This is a genomic window from Streptomyces sp. NPDC015144, from assembly GCF_043079735.1.
GTDB lineage: Bacteria > Actinomycetota > Actinomycetes > Streptomycetales > Streptomycetaceae > Streptomyces.
The window spans coordinates 1-17,706 of record NZ_JBIBUU010000032.1 but is presented as its reverse complement, the minus strand read 5'-3'; the positions used below and the strand labels follow the sequence as shown (position 1 = coordinate 17,706).

Annotated in this window: 16 protein-coding genes; 9 read left to right on the top strand and 7 right to left on the bottom strand. The window is 70.5% G+C overall.

The window, feature by feature from the left end; translation table 11 throughout:
• Positions 1 to 82 precede the first annotated feature (82 nt).
• On the bottom strand, positions 83 to 379 hold the full coding sequence (locus ACF08W_RS33420; RefSeq protein ID WP_392281598.1) for a hypothetical protein: 297 nt from the start codon (positions 377 to 379) through the stop codon (positions 83 to 85).
• A gap of 103 nt (positions 380 to 482) precedes the next feature.
• On the opposite strand from ACF08W_RS33420, the gene upp reads away from it, so the two are divergent.
• On the top strand, positions 483 to 1,118 hold the full coding sequence (upp, locus tag ACF08W_RS33415; RefSeq protein ID WP_352273941.1) for a uracil phosphoribosyltransferase: 636 nt from the start codon (positions 483 to 485) through the stop codon (positions 1,116 to 1,118).
• Between the two features lie 90 nt (positions 1,119 to 1,208).
• On the opposite strand, the gene ACF08W_RS33410 is transcribed toward upp, so the two are convergent.
• Both ACF08W_RS33410 and ACF08W_RS33405 read right to left on the bottom strand, forming a co-directional pair.
• Positions 1,209 to 1,811 carry a LytR C-terminal domain-containing protein gene (locus tag ACF08W_RS33410; RefSeq protein ID WP_385203891.1) on the bottom strand — a complete coding sequence of 201 codons (603 nt, stop codon included), beginning with the start codon at positions 1,809 to 1,811 and terminating at the stop codon, positions 1,209 to 1,211.
• 180 nt (positions 1,812 to 1,991) lie between these two features.
• On the bottom strand, positions 1,992 to 2,288 hold the full coding sequence (locus ACF08W_RS33405; protein ID WP_072488263.1) for a type II toxin-antitoxin system VapB family antitoxin: 297 nt from the start codon (positions 2,286 to 2,288) through the stop codon (positions 1,992 to 1,994).
• Positions 2,289 to 2,720: 432 nt separating this feature from the next.
• Between ACF08W_RS33405 and ACF08W_RS33400 the strand changes: the two genes are divergently transcribed.
• Positions 2,721 to 4,265: a helicase HerA-like domain-containing protein gene (locus tag ACF08W_RS33400; RefSeq protein ID WP_392281597.1), complete on the top strand. Its 1,545-nt coding sequence runs from the start codon at positions 2,721 to 2,723 to the stop codon at positions 4,263 to 4,265.
• Positions 4,266 to 4,325: 60 nt separating this feature from the next.
• Here the strand turns inward: ACF08W_RS33400 and ACF08W_RS33395 are convergent, their stop codons facing one another.
• On the bottom strand, positions 4,326 to 4,949 hold the full coding sequence (locus ACF08W_RS33395; protein WP_392281596.1) for an HhH-GPD-type base excision DNA repair protein: 624 nt from the start codon (positions 4,947 to 4,949) through the stop codon (positions 4,326 to 4,328).
• A gap of 225 nt (positions 4,950 to 5,174) precedes the next feature.
• On the opposite strand from ACF08W_RS33395, the gene ACF08W_RS33390 reads away from it, so the two are divergent.
• A complete protein-coding gene (locus ACF08W_RS33390) occupies positions 5,175 to 6,020 on the top strand; it encodes a DUF4157 domain-containing protein (protein WP_392281595.1) in 846 nt (281 codons plus the stop codon).
• A 107-nt stretch (positions 6,021 to 6,127) separates the two neighbouring features.
• Here ACF08W_RS33390 and ACF08W_RS33385 read toward each other — a convergent pair whose 3' ends face one another.
• On the bottom strand, positions 6,128 to 7,447 hold the full coding sequence (locus ACF08W_RS33385; protein ID WP_392281594.1) for a hypothetical protein: 1,320 nt from the start codon (positions 7,445 to 7,447) through the stop codon (positions 6,128 to 6,130).
• Positions 7,448 to 7,656: 209 nt separating this feature from the next.
• Here ACF08W_RS33385 and ACF08W_RS33380 point away from each other — a divergent pair, with 209 nt between their 5' ends.
• The 6 genes from ACF08W_RS33380 (at position 7,657) to ACF08W_RS33355 (ending at position 15,667) form a co-directional block, all read left to right on the top strand.
• Positions 7,657 to 8,283: a response regulator transcription factor gene (locus ACF08W_RS33380; RefSeq protein ID WP_352273936.1), complete on the top strand. Its 627-nt coding sequence runs from the start codon at positions 7,657 to 7,659 to the stop codon at positions 8,281 to 8,283.
• Positions 8,284 to 8,496: 213 nt separating this feature from the next.
• A complete protein-coding gene (locus ACF08W_RS33375; RefSeq protein ID WP_392281593.1) occupies positions 8,497 to 10,587 on the top strand; it encodes a VWA domain-containing protein in 2,091 nt (696 codons plus the stop codon).
• A 28-nt stretch (positions 10,588 to 10,615) separates the two neighbouring features.
• Positions 10,616 to 11,419 carry a DUF4255 domain-containing protein gene (locus ACF08W_RS33370; RefSeq protein ID WP_392281592.1) on the top strand — a complete coding sequence of 268 codons (804 nt, stop codon included), beginning with the start codon at positions 10,616 to 10,618 and terminating at the stop codon, positions 11,417 to 11,419.
• Positions 11,416 to 13,479, top strand: coding sequence for an ATP-binding protein (locus ACF08W_RS33365; RefSeq protein WP_392281591.1), 2,064 nt, complete (start codon positions 11,416 to 11,418; stop codon positions 13,477 to 13,479). Before ACF08W_RS33370 ends, ACF08W_RS33365 begins: the two co-directional genes overlap by 4 nt.
• A gap of 122 nt (positions 13,480 to 13,601) precedes the next feature.
• Positions 13,602 to 14,396, top strand: coding sequence for an alpha/beta fold hydrolase (locus ACF08W_RS33360; protein WP_392281590.1), 795 nt, complete (start codon positions 13,602 to 13,604; stop codon positions 14,394 to 14,396).
• Positions 14,393 to 15,667 carry a cytochrome P450 gene (locus ACF08W_RS33355; protein WP_392281589.1) on the top strand — a complete coding sequence of 425 codons (1,275 nt, stop codon included), beginning with the start codon at positions 14,393 to 14,395 and terminating at the stop codon, positions 15,665 to 15,667. Before ACF08W_RS33360 ends, ACF08W_RS33355 begins: the two co-directional genes overlap by 4 nt.
• Positions 15,668 to 15,677: 10 nt before the next feature.
• Here ACF08W_RS33355 and ACF08W_RS33350 read toward each other — a convergent pair whose 3' ends face one another.
• Together ACF08W_RS33350 and ACF08W_RS33345 are read right to left on the bottom strand one after the other, a co-directional pair.
• Positions 15,678 to 16,388 (bottom strand): hypothetical protein, encoded by a 711-nt coding sequence (locus ACF08W_RS33350; RefSeq protein ID WP_392281588.1) that lies wholly within the window; start codon positions 16,386 to 16,388, stop codon positions 15,678 to 15,680.
• On the bottom strand, positions 16,388 to 17,706 hold a 1,319-nt coding region (locus tag ACF08W_RS33345; RefSeq protein WP_392281587.1), incomplete at its 5' end, for a hypothetical protein. The genes ACF08W_RS33350 and ACF08W_RS33345, both read right to left, overlap by 1 nt.

The window sequence follows — 17,706 nt, the reverse complement described above, 5'->3', positions numbered from 1 at the left end:
TGGACGCGGCCAGCAGAGGGACGCCGGGCACCGCACGGTCACCGGTGGGGCGCCGTACGGCCCCCGGTGCGATGCCCGGCGGCTACCAGCGGAAGGTACGCATGCGCATCGCCTGGCGCATCCGGGCCGCCCGCGCGCGCCGGGGCTGGACGCGGTCGCGAAGCGCCTTCGCCTCGTGGAGCTCGCGCAGGAACTGGGCGCGGCGCCGACGGCGGGCCGCGGCGCTCTCCTCGGGGTCGACGGGATCGGCGGGGGCGTCGGCGCCCTCGGGGGCCCCGGGATCCGGAAGCTCCCGCGAGCCCGGCAAGGCCGACGAGCCCGGCGGGTCCTGCGCGTCCGGCTGGGTCCGCCTTCGCTTCCGCTTGTCGCCGTCCGGCATCGACTCATCACCCCAAGGCTGGGTCCGTATGCCCCCACCTTCCCCCCGAACATGCGGTTGATGCCAGCGCACGGGTGCGGGAGGCCCGGTTACTGTTGAGTCCATGCGGATCCACGTCGTCGACCATCCACTGGTCGCGCACAAACTCACCACCCTGCGCGACAGGCGCACCGACTCGCCGACGTTCCGGCGCCTCGCCGACGAGCTGGTCACCCTGCTCGCCTACGAAGCCACCCGGGACGTGCGCACCGAACAGGTCGACATCGAGACCCCGGTCACGACCACGACCGGCGTGAAGCTGTCGTACCCGCGCCCCCTGGTCGTGCCGATCCTGCGGGCCGGTCTGGGCATGCTCGACGGCATGGTGCGGCTGCTGCCCACCGCCGAGGTCGGCTTCCTGGGCATGATCCGCAACGAGGAGACGCTCAAGGCGGAGACGTACGCCACCCGGATGCCGGAGGACCTCTCGGGCCGCCAGGTGTACGTCCTGGACCCGATGCTGGCCACCGGCGGCACGCTGGTCGCGGCCATCCGCGAGCTGATCGAGCGCGGTGCGGACGACGTCACCGCGGTCGTGCTCCTCGCGGCGCCGGAGGGCGTCGAGGTCATGGAGCGCGAGCTGGCCGGTACGCCGGTGACGGTGGTCACCGCTTCGGTCGACGAGCGGCTCAACGAGAACGGCTACATCGTGCCGGGCCTCGGCGACGCGGGCGACCGGATGTACGGCACGGTCGACTGACGTACGCCGCGGTCGGCCAGGGCCCCGGGGGAAAGGGCGGCCCGGAGACTCCTGTGGCGTGTGCGGCTGCCGGGACCGGCCCGGCAGCCGTCAGCAGGACGGGGCGGGGGCCGGCTTCGCCAGCTCGGCGAGGGCCGCGGCCGCTGCCTTCGGCGTGTCGAACGCCGTGAACTTCTTGCCGAGGATCAGATCGACGTCCGCCGTCTTGCGGGCGTCGGTCCTCGGTGTGGCGCCGTGCAGCTGCGTTCCGAGCACCGGGAACGAGTCGTTGGTGGCCGCGGGGGCGCCCAGCAGCACACCGGGTCCGGGGACCTTCTTGTCGTACTCGGCCGGGGCGTTGCCCACCTTGCCGATGGCGAAACCGCGCTTCTTCAGCTCGTCGGCGGCCTGCTTCGCGAGCCCGCTGCGGGTCGTCGCGTTGTAGACGTTGACGGTGATCTTCGAGGGCTTCGGCAGTGCCTTCGCGTGGGCGGTGGAGGTGGACGGCCGGGCGGTCGGGCAGTCCGTCTTGTGGTCCGCGGCGTCGGCCTTCCGGTCGCCGCCGGTGAAGACGTCGATGAGCTGCATCGTGCCCCAGCCGGCCAGCCCGAGGGCGACCACGGAGGCGGTGGCAGCGAGGATCAGCCTGCCGCGGCGCCGGGGGCGGCGCATCCGTGGGTAGGTGTTTCCGGTGATGCGGTACTTTCCGCCCATGCCGGGGGGAGTGAGCATGCTCATGGGCGCAGCGTAGTGCGGCTCGGTGATGATGCCTACTAAATGATCAACGGATCGCACCCGTCCGGGTGTGAATGCACCCGAACGAACCCCGGGGCGGCCTGCGGGCCGTACAGGGGCTCGCCCGCTTCCCGGGCCGCGGGGGCGGGGCCGCTTCGGTCAGCCGAGCTCGAGCACCCGGGCGTGCAGGACCTGACGCTGCTGAAGCGCGGCGCGGACCGCGCGGTGCAGCCCGTCCTCCAGGTAGAGGTCGCCCTGCCACTTCACGACGTGCGCGAACAGGTCACCGTAGAACGTCGAGTCCTCGGCGAGGAGGGTTTCGAGGTCCAGGTTGCCCTTGGTGGTCACCAGCTGATCGAGGCGGACCGGGCGCGGCGCGACGTCCGCCCACTGCCGGGTGCTTTCCCGGCCGTGGTCGGGATAAGGCCGCCCATTTCCGATGCGCTTGAAGATCACACGGAAAGCCTACCGGGCTGGAGCCTCCGGGCGCAGCCATGGACCCGGACTGCGATGCTGGCGAGAACGCCACAAATGCAGGCATTCCGGAATGGGGCCCTGATGAGTGACAGCGATGGCGCGAACGGCGGTACGGGCAACGGTCCGAAGCCGGACGCCGCTTCCGGGGCTGGTCCGGGGCCCGGCCCGGGCGCGGCCGACGGCGCGGTGCCCGGCGGGGCCGGGGCGGCCGGGGGAGATACGGGCGAACGGGTGGGTGAACGTGCGGCCCCGGGCGCGCCGCGGCCCCCGGGCGCGGGCGTACGGGATGCGGGCGCCGGATCCGGGGCCGCTACGGGCGCGGGGGACGCGAGTGGAAGCGACGACGGGGGCGGAAGCGGCGACGGTGACGGGACTGGAGGCGGCGCAGGGAGTGGAGCGCTGCCGGAGCCGGTGCGGGGGATCGTCGCGGGGTACGCCGTCGCCGGGGCCGGGCTCGACCTGGGCGCGCTGCTCTGGGACGGGGACTGCCTGCCCGGGGCGCGGATCCGGATCCCGCTGGCGATGCTCAACCGACACGGACTCGTCGCGGGCGCCACCGGGACCGGCAAGACCAAGACGCTCCAGCTCATCGCCGAGCAGCTCTCGGCCGAGGGCGTCCCCGTCTTCCTCGCCGACATGAAGGGCGACCTCTCGGGCATCGCCGCCCCGGGCGTACCGGGCGGGAAGGTCGGACAGCGGGCGGCCGAGGTGGGGCAGGAGTGGCGGCCGGAGGGCTTCCCCTGCGCGTTCTACGCGCTCGGCGGCATCGGTCCCGGCATCCCGCTGCGGGCCACGGTCACCAGCTTCGGCCCCGTGCTCCTCGCCAAGGTGCTGCGGCTCAACCGGACGCAGGAGGAATCGCTCGGCCTGATCTTCCATTACGCCGACGCCAAAGGGCTGGAGTTGGTGGACCTGAAGGATCTCCGGGCGGTGGTCGCGTTTCTCGTGTCGGACACCGGAAAGGCGGAACTCAAGGAGATCGGCGGACTTTCCACGTCCACCGCAGGAGTGATCCTCCGGTCGTTGACCGCGCTCGAACAGCAGGGCGCCGGTGATTTTTTCGGGGAACCGGAATTCGATACGACGGAGTTCCTGCGGCAGGCACCGGACGGGCGCGGGATCGTCTCCGTACTGGAATTGGCGGCGGTGCAGGACCGGCCGCAGCTCTTCTCCACCTTTCTGATGTGGCTGCTTGCCGATCTCTTCCACGATCTTCCGGAGGTCGGCGATCTCGACCGGCCGAAGCTGGTCTTCTTCTTCGACGAGGCGCATCTGCTCTTCGACGGGGCCTCGGCGGCCTTTCTGGAATCGATCACCCGGACCGTGCGGCTGATCCGTTCCAAGGGCGTGGGCGTCTTCTTCGTCACGCAGACACCCCGCGACGTGCCCCCGGACGTGCTCGGTCAGCTCGGGAACCGGGTGCAGCACGCGCTGCGCGCCTTCACCCCGGACGACGCGAAGGCGCTGCGGGCGACGGTGAAGACCTTCCCGAAGTCGCCGTACGACCTGGAGGAGGTGCTGACCGGGCTGGGCACCGGCGAGGCCGTGGTGACGGTGCTGAGCGAGAGCGGCGCGCCGACGCCGGTCGCCGCCGTCCGGCTGCGGGCGCCGAACTCCCTGATGGGGCCGTACCCGGTGGCCGAGCTGGAGGCGGCGGTGCGGGCCTCGCCGCTGTACGGGCGGTACGCGCAGGCGGTGGACCGGGAGTCGGCGTACGAGAGGCTGAGCGCTCCTCCCGCGAGGGACGGCCGGGAGGACCGGCAGGACCGAGAGGACCGGGAGGCAGAGCGGCGGGAGACCGGGGTGGCGCGGGGGAGGGCCGCCGAGGAGGACACCTCGCTGGTCGAGCAGGTGGTGTCGAGCGGGATGTTCCGGTCGCTGGCCCGCTCCGTGGGGACGCAGCTCGGGCGGGAGATCTCGCGGTCGCTCTTCGGTACGGCCCGGCGCAGGCGGTAGCGGAGGCCGTCACTTCCCCGCGGCTCTCACTTCCCGGCGGCTCTCACTTCCCTCCGGCTTTCACTTCCCGGCGGCGCGTTTGGCGGTCTTGGCCGCCTGCTTGAGGTGCTGCTTGTAGGCGCGTACCTCGGCGAGCGACTCCGGGCCGGTGATGTCGGCGACCGAGCGGTGCGAGCCGGCCTCCCCGTACGGGCCCGCCGCCTCGCGCCAGCCCTTGGGCCGTACGCCGAACTGCTTGCCGAGGAGCGCCAGGAAGATCTGCGCCTTCTGGGTGCCGAAGCCGGGCAGCGCGTTCAGCCGCTTGAGCAGGTCGGCGCCGTCGGACGCGCCCGTCCACACCGCGCTCGCGTCGCCGTCGTACTCCGCGACCAGGTACTGGCAGAGCTGCTGGACCCTCTTGGCCATGGAACCGGGATAGCGGTGCAGGGCGGGCTTGGTGGTGAAGAGTTCGGCGAACGCCTCGGGGTCCAGGGCGGCGATCTCATGGGCGTCCAGATCGTCCCGGCCCATCCGCCGGGCCAGGGAGTACGGGCCGCTGAAGGCCCACTCCATCGGCACCTGCTGGTCCAGCAACATGCCCACCAGGGCGGCGAGCGGGCTGCGGGAGAGGAGTGCGTCGGCCTCCGGCTCCTGGGCGATCCGCAGGGTGGTGTGCGGCGGCCGGTCCTTGTCGCTCTGGGTCATGCCCCGATCATCGCGACGACGGTGCGGCCCGGCCACTTCACCGGCGGCCGGTGCGCCCGTTCGCCGTACGCGCGGGCCGGGCGCGGCCCGGACGGGTGCCCGAACGGGCAGGACCGGCTGCCCCCGGCCGGCGGGGTCCGGGCTGGACGGGGCACGGGCGGCGTCGTGATGGTGGAACGGTGAGGCCATCATGACGCGCTCCCGGCCGGGGCGCGGGCAGGGGAGATGACGATGCACGCACAGGAATGGGACCAGGAGCACGACCACACCGGGCACGAGCACGACCGCGCGGGGCACGACCACGGGCACGACGAGCCCGTGTCCGCCGCGCGGACCCCCGAGGTGCGGGAGCCCGCGGACACCGGGCGGCTCTACCGCGCAGCGGCGGCCGGACGGGCCGACGTGGTCGGTGCCGGCGGCATGGGCGTGCTCCAGCGGGCGGTCGGCAACAGCGCCGTGGGGGCGATGCTCCAGCGCAAGAAGGCGACCGGGGAGGAGCCCGGGACGGAGGAGCGCTCCCCCGTGCACGACGTGGTCTCCTCGGGCGGCGGGGCACCGCTGGACACCGACACCAGGGCCGACATGGAGGCCCGGATGGGCGCGGACTTCTCCGACGTACGCGTCCACACCGACTCCGCCGCCCACGACTCCGCGAAGGGCGTCGGGGCGCACGCGTACACGGTCGGCAACAACGTGGTCTTCCAGCGGGACGCCTACGACCCCGCCTCGCCGCAGGGGCGCACCACCCTGGCCCATGAGCTGACCCATGTGATCCAGCAGCGCAACGGCCCGGTGGACGGTACGGAGACGGCGGGCGGCATCCGGGTCAGCGACCCGTCCGACCGGTTCGAACGGGAGGCCGTCGCCAACGCGGACCGGGTGCTCGCGGACCCGGCCCCGGCGCCCGCCGCGGAGACCCCCGCGCCCGCACCGGCCTCCGCCGCGGGTCCGGCGGCCGTGCAGCGGGCCGCGACGGAGGACGAGGACGAGCAGCCCGCCGACGTGCAGGGCTCCTTCGTACAGCGGGCGAAGGAGGGCGGCGAGGAGGAGGAAGAGGCCCCGGCCGAGTGAGCCGGAGCCTCTTGTTCCGTGCCTTGTGTCCTCCTGGAGGAGCCGGTGGGGCCGATCCGGAGGAGCGAGCAAGGCCGATCCGGACGGGTCGGTGGGGCCGGCCGGTCTCAGTCCGCCGTGTCCGTCCTCATCGTCCCGCCGAGGAAGAGCGACTCCGAACACCGCGAGGGCGTCGGCGCGTTCACCGGCTTCCCGATCTTGTGGCAGTCGACGGTCATGGTGACCTTGCCCCCGGCGGGCACCATGATCGGCGTGACGAAGTGGTAGTCGGAGTCCCGGAAGTTCTCCATCGCCAGGCGGAACAAGGGCGCGCCCCGGCCCGCCGAGATCTCCAGCGTTCCCGCGTCGCCCTGCGGGTTCTGAACCACGACGTCGGTCAGCTCGAACGTGTGCCCGCTGGGCACCTGGAGCGCGGCCCCGGTGTTCGGGCCGCCGCCCACCGAGTCCCTGACCTGCACCTGGGCACTGGTCGGGGTGGTGGCTCCGGCGCCGGACGAGGAGCCGGAGCTCGGTGAGGGGCTCGGCTTCGGCGAGCCTCCGTTCGCCCCGGAGGAGTCGCCGCCGCCCGAGGCGCCCGCCGATCCACCCTTCTCGGGGGCCTTGCTCTTGTCGGCCGCGGCGGCGGACCGTACCGCCTCGGGGGTGACCGCCTCCCGGGCCGCCGACTTCACGGCCGGGCGCAGCAGCGCGTACCAGAGCCCCACCAGCGCGATCAGCAGCACGGCGGCCAGGATCAGGGCCCGGGGCAGCCAGCGCGGCAGGATGGGTTCCTGCTGGTAGACGCCGTCCACGACGACCGGTGCGACCGGGGCCTGGTCCTCGCCCACCTCCGGGGTGGCGACCAGCTGGAACGGGTGCGTGACCGGGATGCCGCGCCATACGCGCTTGGCGGGGCGTATCCGCACCTTGCCGAAGTCCGCCCGGCCGGGCTCGATCAGCAGGGACTCCGCCGCGAACGAGACCCGGGCCCGCTCGGTGCCGGACTGGGCTCCCAGCCGGACGGTGAGCGGGGCGTTGCCCCGGTTGTCGACGGCGAGCTGATGCCGTCCGCCCCAGGCACCGTGCGAGCTGCGCGGTACGAGTTCGGCGGTCGTCTCGACGAAGGGGAGCACGGTGACCCGCCCCTCGGGCACCACCGCGTCGCCCTGTTCACTGGTGGGGACGACCCGGATGCCGAAGGTCGTCTCCCCCGCGGGCACGGTCGAGTCCCGGGGCGGCCGCAGCTTGAGGGAGACGGTCCGGGAGTCGCCCGGGTACAGCGAGAGCGTGGCCGGCTCGACCGTCGACCAGGCGGCGCAGGCACCGAGCACCTCGAAGCGGTACTCCTCCACGGTGCTGCCGGAGTTGAGGATCCGCAGGGGGAGAGTGGTCTCCTCGCCCGGTGCGGCCGTGACGGATGCCTCGTCGAGGCTTGCCGTGAGACTCATAGGGCGCACCGTAGGTTCGGTACCGGTCGTCGCCATCGGCCGCGGAGGAACACATTCGGGCAGATTCCGTGCCCGGAACGGCTTTTTTGTTTCCCTTCAAGGAAAGGCGGGCATCTTTTGACCGCCTCAGGCGAATGAGGCAGACGAAACAGCCGTGTTGGTTGTGTTCGACGTGATGCCATCGGCTGTTGCCCAGGGGGAGCATTGCCATGGATCGCACCACTGTCGCATTAAGAGCTCAGGACCCGATCTCGCAGGCGGGCGTGGCCAGTCAATTACGTACGCGACCCGAGGTCAGCGTGGTGGAGTGGGGGGAAGGGGAGTCCTCTCCGCAGATTGTGATCGTCGTCGTGGACGCGGTCGACGAAGCGGTGCTGACGATGCTGCGGCATATTCAGCGCACCAGCACCTCGCGCACCGTTCTGGTGACCACGGACATCGACGAACAGAAGCTGGTGAGCGCCGCGGAGTGCGGTGTCGCCGGGGTGGTCAGGCGCTCCGAATCGACACCGGAGCATCTGGTGCAGGTGATCGGCACGGTGGCGCGGGGCGAGGGGCATCTCCCGTCCGACCTGCTGGGCCGGCTGCTGGAGGAGGTGGGCCGCCTCCAGGGGCAGGTGCTCGGCCCGCGCGGGTTGCACTTCACGGGGCTCGCGGCGCGCGAGGTGGATGTGCTGAGGCTGGTCGCGGAGGGATACGACACCGCGGACATCGCCACGAAGCTCTCGTACTCCGAACGCACCATCAAGAACGTGCTGCACTCGGTGATGACCCGGCTGCAACTCCGGAACCGCTCGCACGCGGTGGCGTACGCGATGCGGCAGGGGCTGATCTGAACCGACCAGCGACCAGCGACCCGCTGCCGCTCCGTCGGTGGGGGCGGGGCCCTGCTGCCCTTTCGGGCAGTGGGGGCTTCCCGGGGGTGTGACTTCCGTACCGCTGCGCGTCGCCCGTCCGCGCGGGACCCTGACGCCCGGTGTGCCGACCGGCGTCCGGTGTGTCGACCGGCATGCGGTGCCGTCGGGTCGGGCGAGGACGGGGAGGCTTCCGTGCGCTGGTTACAGCCGCTTCGGCGGACGTCACGGTCACGGCCGGGTACGCGGTGGCCGGGCGGACGGGCGTCCGGGCGGCACCGGACCCTCGCCGCGCTCCGGGTCCCCGCGCTCGCGCTGCTGCTCGTGGCCACCGGCATCGCGCCCGGCTCGGCCGTCACAGCCGGGGCGCCGTCGGTCGACGTGCCCGAACCCTGGGTCACACCGGCCGAGTTCACCGACGCGGTCGACCCGGGCGGTTCCACGGGCGTGGACAAGCAGGTGCGTACGCCGGCGATCCCGCCCCGGCCGGACGTGGTCCTGCTGGTGGACGGCACGGGCAGCATGGGCGTCCCGATCGGTGACGTGCAGAAAGGGCTGAACCAGATCACGAAGAAGGTCCGTGAGCAGCAGCCGGACTCCCGCTTCGCGGTGGCCACCTACGGCGACGAGAAGGACGATCCCACGGCGGAGTTCGCCGTTCTCCAGGGGCTGACCACGAACCTGGAGGACGTGCAGACGCAGGGGGTCGACAAGCTGGACACCTCCCGCGGATACAGGAGCAAGGGCCCGTCGGAGGACTGGATCTACGCGCTGTGGAAAGTGGCCAATGGTGCGGACGGCGGCACGGTCTTCCGGGAGGGAGCCAGCCCGGTCGTGGTTCTGGTGGGCGACGCGTCGAGCCACAATCCCAGCAACAAGATCCCGTACGAGGAGGCGGTGTTCGCCCTCCAGGACAAGGGAGTGCGGGTCATCGCCGTCGACGTGGAGACCGACAACGGTGACGGGCTCAACGGCACCGGATACAGCAGCGAGACCTACCAGGACCCGTACCACGACCCCGACCAGGCCAAGCGGATCGCCGAGGCCACCAACGGCCGCATGCTGAACGGGATCCCCGGCGACGGTGTCACCGACGCCATCATCGAGGGCTTGAGCAACCTCCCCACCAGCGTCGGCTACCGGCTCGACGACTGCGACCCGCATCTCTCCGTCAGCCTCGATCCGCCCACCCAGCAGCTCACCAGTGGCGAGACCGCGCACTTCGCGGAGAACATCGACGTCTCCGCCGACGCGCCGCAGGGTGCCCGGCTGAGCTGCACCGTCCAGTTCCTGCTGGGTACCCAGGTCCCCGGTGCGGAGGCGATCGGGCCGGCGGCGGTGGCCGACCCGGACTTCCAGGAGCGGATCACCATCGACGTGAACGACATCGCCGCACCCGTCGTCACCGTCGACGACCTGACCGTCCGAGCCGAGGACAAGGGCGGCGCCCACGTCACGTACACCGCGACCGCCGAGGACGCCACCGACGGCACGCTCCCGGTGACCTGTGAGCCCGCCTCCGGTTCGCTCTTCCCGGTCGGCATCACGACGGTGACCTGCACGGCGACCGACTCGGCGGGCAACACGGGAACGGACAGCGCCCGGATCGAGGTCCTGGAACCCCCCGTCCCGCCCTCGGCGGACCTGGCGGTGAAGGCCGACGTCAGCCCCGACCGGACGTACACCGGGCGCCAGGCCCATGCCCGTTTCGTCATCACCAACGCGGGCCCGGACCCGGCGACGGGCGTGGTCCTCGGCACCAGCTGGCCGAAGACCGCCAAGGCGGGGGACCGTACCCTGCCCGCCCTGACCCGCTGCACGGCGGCGAAGCCCTGCACGGTGCCGTCCGGCGGCCGGATCGAGGTGACCCAGAACGCCACGTACCGCGCGGCGGTCACCGGGGACGTACGGGCCACCGTGCGCGGCACCCTGCCGGACCGCCGTACGACCAACAACGAGGACACCGACCGGCTCCGTGTCCTGAAGCCCTCGCTGACCGTGACCCCGCAGGTCGCCAAACCGGGGCAGCCGGTGCTGGCCCGGGGCAAGGACTACCCGCCGGGGGCGACGGTACGTTTCACGTGGAACATCGGCATCACACCCGGTGGAGCCACGGCCGTGGTGGGCCGCGACGGCACCTTCGAGGTGCAGGTCCTGGTCCTGCGCAAGGACAAGCTGGGGCCGCGCGTCCTGCGAGTGGACGCGCACGACTTGGCCCGGCTCCAGAAACCGGTCCTGGTGGTGCAGCGGAACCTCCAGCCGCCGGACTTCGCGGGCCGCGCATGAGCGCCGCCGACCGCACGGGGGTGACCGGGTGATCCACGAAGTCGATGACGTGCTGCGGGCCCTGATCAGGGCGGAGGTGCTCGGCGGCGGCCAGATCGCGGTCGTCTTCGACGCCCCGACCCGGGAGTGGGCGGCGAAGGTCAACGCACCGATGGTCAATCTGTACCTGTACGACATCCGTGAGGACATGCGCAGACGCGAGCGCGGTCTGCACAACGACTACGACGAGCGGGGCACGATCGTCGCGCGTCGCCGCCCGCCCCGGTTCTTCAAGCTGTCGTACCTGATCACGGCGTGGACCAAGCGCCCGGAGGACGAACACCGGCTGCTCTCGTCCCTGCTGGGCTGCCTGCTGCGGTACGAGGCGCTGCCGCCGGACCGGATGGCGGGCACCCTGGCGGAGATCGGCGCACCGGTGCCGATGTCGATCGCGCTGCCGCCGCCCGAGGACCGCTCGTTCGCGGATGTGTGGAGCGCGCTGGGCGGGGAGCTGAAACCCTCGCTCGACCTGGTCGTCAGCGTGCCGGTGACCGCGTCGCCGAGCTACGCGGTCGGACCGCCGGTGGGCGACGAGGGGCTGGAGGCCCGGTTCGGGGACATCCCCGAGCGCGCCGAAGCCGTCTCGGAACCGATGCCGGGGCGCGGCAGGCTCCCGGTGTACGGAGGGCGACCGGGGCGGCCGTCCGGGGCGCCCGCCGGGCGGGTCCCCGACGGGGAGCGGCGGCGCGGGCTGTCCCTCCGCATCACGGAGACCCGGAGGGCGGGCAAGGGACGCGCGGGGGCCGGGGCGGAGGCTCCGGGAACGGAGACTACGGAGGACCGTGCTGAATGACCACCGTGGGTGATCCGAACCTGCGCCATCTGCTCGCCCGCGCGGTGGCCGTGGAACAGCGCATCCGGCGGGCGGTCGAGGCCCGGCAGCTCACCGATCCGGAGCCGGACGACGCCTTCCGCGGCCTCTACCTCACGGACGAGAGCATCGCCCGGTTGCTGGACGAGTCCGGAGCCCGCGCGTTCCCGGACCCGGTGCCCGCGCACGGGGCGGGGGACGGGCTAGGGGCAGAGCCGGGGCCGGGGACGGGGCCGGAGTCCAGGTTGTCCTCGCTGGCCGCCGAGTTCGGCCTGACCGAGCTCGACGTCGAGATCCTGCTCATCACGCTCGTACCGGATCTCGACGACCGCTTCGAGGCGTTCTACGGCTACCTCAACGACGACGTCACCCGCCGCCGCCCCTCCATCGGCCTCGCCCTCGGCCTGTGCGGGCTGTCCCCCGCCGACCAGGAGGCGCGCGGCCGGCTCGCGGCCCGTGGACCGCTCCGGGAGGGCCGTCTGCTGCTCGTCGAGGATCTGGACCGGCCGTTCCTCAGCCGGGCGCTGCGCGTCCCCGACCGGGTCACCGCCCACCTGCTGGGCGACGACACCCCGGACCCGCGCCTCGCGGAGCTGCTCGCGCCGTGGCACGCCGTACCCGGCGTCGGCGACCCCGTCCCGCTCGCCGGGGCCCTCGCCCACGGCGTCCCGCTCGCCTACCTCCGCGAGGACCAGGGCGGCGCCGGCACCGCCCTCGCGGCCTCCGCGCTGACCTGCGCGGGCCGCCGGGTCCTCGGCCTGGACCTGGCCCGCCTCGCCGAGGACCCGGCCCCCGCGGAAGCCGTCCGCGCCCTGGTCCGGGAGGCCCGGTTGACCGGGGCGGGCCTGGTCTGCGCCCCGCTCGACGCCGTCGCCCGCGACCACCCCGGGCTCCTGAGGCTGCTCACCGGCACCCCGGTCCCCACGATCCTGGTGGGCCGGGCCCCCTGGGACGCGGCCTGGTCCGCCGCCCCGCCCCTGCTTCTGCACGCCCCGCGCGTCGAACCCGCCACCAGGGCGGCCCTCTGGACCGACGCGTACGACGCGCCCGTCCCCCCGGCCGTCGACGTGGACCGGCTGCTCTCGCCCTTCCTGCTCACCCCGGAACAGATCACCCGCGCCGCCCGGGGCGCCGCCCAGACCACCCACCTGGACGGCGGCACCCTCACCCCCGACCACGTCCGCCAGGGCGCCCGTGCCCAGAACGCGGCGGGCCTGGACCGGCTGGCCCGCCGCATCGAACCCGCCGTCGGCTGGGACGACCTGGTGCTCCCGCCCGACACCCGTGCCCAGCTCCGCGAACTCACCGCCCGCGCCCGCCACCGCGACCGGGTCCTGGGGGAGTGGGGCATGCGCCCGGGCGGCGGCCGGGGGCGCGGCGTCTCGGCGCTCTTCGCGGGCGACTCCGGCACCGGCAAGACGATGTCGGCCGAGGTCATCGCCGCCGACCTGGGCCTGGACCTCTACACCGTCGACCTCGCGACGGTCATCGACAAGTACGTGGGCGAGACGGAGAAGAACCTGGAGCGGATCTTCTCCGAGGCGGCGGGCGTGAACGGCGTCCTCCTCTTCGACGAGGCCGACGCGATCTTCGGCAAGCGCTCGGACGTCAAGGACGCCCACGACCGCTACGCGAACGTCGAGAGCGCCTACCTCCTCCAGCGCATGGAGTCCTTCGACGGCCTGGCCATCCTCGCCACCAACCTCCGGGCCAACCTGGACGACGCCTTCACCCGCCGCCTGGACCTCGTCGTCGACTTCCCGGTCCCGGACCCCGAGCAGCGGCACGTCCTCTGGGAACGCTGCCTGGGCCCCGTGCTGCCCCGGGGCGGGGACCTGGACCTGGCGTTCTGCGCGGAGAACTTCGAGCTGGCGGGTGGCAACATCCGCTCGATCGCGGTGACCGCCGCGTACCTGGCCGCGGACACCGGCGAACCGGTGACGATGCCCACCCTGATCCACGCCGTCCAGCGCGAGTACCAGAAGCTGGGCCGGCTCACCCTGGCCTCGGAATTCGGCCCGTATCTGGAGCTGCTGGCCTGAGAACCGGTCGGGGCGGGCCCTATTGCGCGGGTGCGGAGTTGGCGCGACCGTGGTCCCGAACCGGTGAGCCGTTCCCCCGTACCCGTACCCGTACGCACATCCGTACCGCCATGGGAGTCAGCGTGACCGCACTGCCTGTTCCGCCTGTTCCGCCCCACGAGTTGCCCCATGAGCTGCATGGCGAGGGCCCGCACAAGGTGATCGCGGTGCACGGCTGGCTCGCCGACCGTTCCGCGTACGCCCCCGTGCTGCCCGACCTCGACCTCGGCTCGTTCACCTACGCCGTGGTGGACCTGCGCGGATACGGGGAGGCCCGAGGCGCGGACGGCGTGTTCACCACGGCCGAGGGGGCCGGGGACGTGCTCGCGCTGGCCGACCGGCTCGGCTGGGAGCGGTTCTCGCTGATCGGCCACTCGATGGGCGGATCGGTCGTCCAGCGGGTACTGGCCGCCGCTCCGGAGCGGGTACGCAGGATCGTCGGGGTCTCGCCGGTCCCCGCCTCCGGGCTGCCGCTCCCGCCCGAGCAGTGGGAACTCTTCGCCGGGGCGGCCGACACCCCGGCCAACCGCCGGACCATCCTCGACACCACCACCGGGGGCCGCCGCCCGGCCGGCTGGCTGGACCGGATGGTGCGCCGTTCGGTGGAGTGCAGCGACGCGAAGGCGTTCCGGGCCTGGCTGGACTCCTGGGCGGGCGAGGACTTCCACGACCGGATCGAGGGCTTGCCCGTACCCGCCCTCGCCGTGGCGGGCGCCCTGGACCCGGCGCTGTCGGCGGAGTTGCAGCGCGCCACCTGGATGCGCTGGTACCCGAAGGGCGAGCTGGTGGAGCTGCCGGGGTGCGGCCACTACGCGATGGACGAGACCCCGCTCGACCTGATCCGGGTGGTGGAGGACTTCCTGCGGGCGGACGCGTGAGCGCTACCGTGCCCGTCGCCGTCCCGGACGTCTTCGACCCGAGGCTGTACGGGCAGGGCGTCCCGCACGACCGCTACCGCGTCCTGCGCGACCACCACCCGGTGGCGTGGCAGGAGGAACCGGAGGTGCTCGGCTGGCCGGAGGGCCCCGGCTTCTGGGCGGTCGCCCGGCACACGGACGTGGTGCGGGTGCTGAAGGACTCCGCGACGTTCTCCTCGTACCTGGGCGCCACCCAGATCCGCGACCCGGACCCCGCCGACCTGCCGTTCATCCGCCGCATGATGCTCAACCAGGACCCACCGCACCACCGCCGCCTGCGCACCCTGGTCAGCCGCGCCTTCACCCCGAAGCGCGTCGACCACTTCGCAACGGCCGTACGCGAGCGCGCCCGCACCCTCCTCAGCCCTGCCGTCACCGAGGCGCGGGCCGGCGACGGCACCTGCGACCTCGTCGCCCACGTCACCGACGACTACGCGCTGCTCAACCTCACCGACCTGCTCGGCGTACCGGACACCGACCGCGCCCTGCTCCTCCACTGGACGCAACGCGTCATCGGCTACCAGGACCCCGACGAGGCCGGAACGCCGACCCTCGGCCCGGACAGCAGACCGGTCAACCCGCGCTCCCCGTCGGCCCTGCGCGACATGTTCGACTACGCCCACGCCCTGGCCGCCCACAAGCGCCGCCACCCGGCCGACGACGTGATGACGGCCCTGGCCACGGACCCCGAACTCACCGCGCCCGAACTGGAGATGTTCTTCTTCCTCCTGGTGGTGGCCGGCAACGACACGGTACGCAGCGCGGCGCCGGGCGGCCTGAGCCTGCTGGCCCAACACCCGGAGGAGTACGCGAGGTTGTGCCGGGGTGACGCGGGAATGGCGACGGCCGTGGACGAACTCCTCCGCCGCCACCCCCCAGTCCTCACCTTCCGCCGCACGGCCACCCTGGACACCGAACTGTCCGGCACCCACATCCGCGCCGGCGACAAGGTGGTCGTCCTCCACGCCTCCGCCAACCACGACGAACGCGCCTTCCCCACCCCCTTCACCCTCGACCTCACCCGCACCCCCAACCCCCACACCTCCTTCGGCGACGGCCCCCACGTCTGCCTGGGCGCGCATTTCGCACGCTTGCAGCTGAGCGCCCTGTACGAGGAGGTGTGCCGGGCCCTGCCGCCGGGGCAACTCCAACTCGCCTCTCAGCCCGCGCGGTTGGTGTCGAACTTCATCAACGGGGTGAAGTCCCTGCCGGTGCACGTGGTCGATTCCTGACAGCGTGCGTTCAGCCGGGGCTCCCTGCTCTTGTCAGGAAAGACGGCTCGGGGGGCATGCCAACGACCTCATTTTCCATCAAGAATTTGAGAACGTTTCCCCCGAAGACAAGGCCACGCCGCCAGTGGAGAACACGCTCATTCACTACGCAGCGGGCAGGATTAGCGATTCCTGCGGCCATGAGGAAAACGAAGCTTTTCTGTGTGATAAATTCCCTGCCATCGCTCTGAACGGCCCAGATTTCGTCCTCGCCCTCTGAAACGGACACGGGATGCGGTACTGAGATGGGGTCAGGGAGCTCTGCAACTTGATTCAGCACCATGAAACCCTCTTGGTCTCTCAAATCCCTCCAGGTGATTTCAGGCGAGATCGAGGAAAGTTCCCTGGCCAAATGGGCACTGGCAATGATTTCTCGAAGATCCGTGCTTCTCGCGAGCATCAGGTCAGGTTCCTGTTCTCGCACTGCTTCGAAGCGCCCGAGCCAGAGATATGCAGCCAGTTCGTTCGATGAGTCCTGAGGAGTCGGCTTGAACTCGTAGAACGTGGTGCAATTGATCTGCCGAGAATTGATGTCGGCCTCAAGTTCCTGTGGCAGTGAGCTTCCTGGAAAAACCCAGGTGTTCACGTAGACCTTGTGGGCCTTGGCTCCGTGCCTGGCGAGGTCCAGCAGGGTTTCCCTCTGCGGCGGCTTAGGGAACTGCAGTATTACCTGAGTCCTCATCACTCAATCTCCTGGTAGTTACCTCTCCCGATATTCTTCATCTTCAAGGAGAGGCCGTGGGCATGTATACAGGCTATTCCGAATCTCATGTGCTCCGCGTCAGGCTGACCTGAAAGGAAATCGCGAACCGGTACTGCTCCTGTGCCCGGCTGAGGTGATTCGAACCATCGGTTGAATTCTTCCTGGTTTATCTTTGCATCTACGAGCGCGAGGTTCTTTACCGTGTTCGGTCCGCCATTGTTGGCCTCGCGTATGTGGTGCCAGTTCTTACCTTTGGGGACAGCGGGGTAGCGCTCGTTCGCGCCGGCTCGGTAGCTGAGAACTTGCCGGGCATCCCGGTACTCTGCCCAGCTTTCCTGTTTCTTCATTGTCTCCCATGCTGGTCCCCGCTTGAAGAATCCCTGATCGGGGACGAAGGTGTACCACTTCCCGCTGATTGGGTATTGAATGGGAGGTCCGGTCTTTCCGTCGTCGCGATATTCTTTAAATTCTTCCAAGGTGAAGTCGACTGGACCCACTGCGGTGACTTTTCCAGGTATGCGATCCTTGTTAATTCTTATGACTACTTCGGCCCCGACCGTAGGTGGTGTCGTTTTCCTGAGTGACTGAAGTAATGTCTCCAGATCTTTGGCCAGTTCGCCTGCTTTTTCGTAGATGTCGATGAGGTCTTCTATGGGGAATCTTGCAGTCTGAGTGCTTTTTAGGACGTTCTGGTAGTCGCGCTCCGGATATCTTCCCATGTGGAATTTATTGGCGAGCTCTCGGAATCCATTTGTCAACTTCTCCTTTTCGGCCTCGCTGGCTTTGGCGACTGCCGCCTTGGTTCGGCCCTGCTGGCTGACTTTTTTGGCGGATTCGTATTTCTTCTGGGCTTTCTGGTGGGCGCTCGTCATCCTCTTTACGTCGGCTTTCCGGAACTTCCCGACCGTGTGGCGACTGGCCAGTAGGAATACCGAGTAGGGGTGAGGCCCGTCGAGTTCGAACCCCCGGATCCATGGAAATCTCTTTTTGAGGGGGTTTAGGGAAGTGAGCAGGTCGGCGGGAGTGGTGTCGGACGACTCGCCAGATCTGACGATCTGTTGTGCTTCGGAAAGAGATTTAGGGAGCTCTCTTTCTTTCCTTTCCTGGAGCTTATTTTTTTCGTTGGTTGAATTGTCGCCCTTCTTCTTTTTGTTGTCACTTCCCTTCTTTCCTTTGAGTTTGTTCCAGAGTTTCTTTCCGGCTTTGGTGATGAGGTTGATGATTTTGTCGATGGCGCGGTTGACGGGTTTGGCGACGGTGTGGAAGACGGATTTGACTTTGTTGGCGAGGCCGTTGA

Bases quoted from the DNA above. Each gene is read 5' to 3' on its own strand.
- ACF08W_RS33365 (WP_392281591.1), top strand. From the start codon at position 11,416: ATGACCACCGTGGGTGATCCGAACCTGCGCCATCTGCTCGCCCGCGCG.
- ACF08W_RS33380 (WP_352273936.1), top strand. From the start codon at position 7,657: ATGGATCGCACCACTGTCGCATTAAGAGCTCAGGACCCGATCTCGCAG.
- ACF08W_RS33390 (WP_392281595.1), top strand. From the start codon at position 5,175: ATGACGATGCACGCACAGGAATGGGACCAGGAGCACGACCACACCGGG.
- ACF08W_RS33385 (WP_392281594.1), bottom strand. From the start codon at position 7,447: ATGAGTCTCACGGCAAGCCTCGACGAGGCATCCGTCACGGCCGCACCG.
- ACF08W_RS33350 (WP_392281588.1), bottom strand. From the start codon at position 16,388: ATGAGGACTCAGGTAATACTGCAGTTCCCTAAGCCGCCGCAGAGGGAA.
- ACF08W_RS33395 (WP_392281596.1), bottom strand. From the start codon at position 4,949: ATGACCCAGAGCGACAAGGACCGGCCGCCGCACACCACCCTGCGGATC.
- ACF08W_RS33420 (WP_392281598.1), bottom strand. From the start codon at position 379: ATGCCGGACGGCGACAAGCGGAAGCGAAGGCGGACCCAGCCGGACGCG.
- upp (WP_352273941.1), top strand. From the start codon at position 483: ATGCGGATCCACGTCGTCGACCATCCACTGGTCGCGCACAAACTCACC.
- ACF08W_RS33410 (WP_385203891.1), bottom strand. From the start codon at position 1,811: ATGGGCGGAAAGTACCGCATCACCGGAAACACCTACCCACGGATGCGC.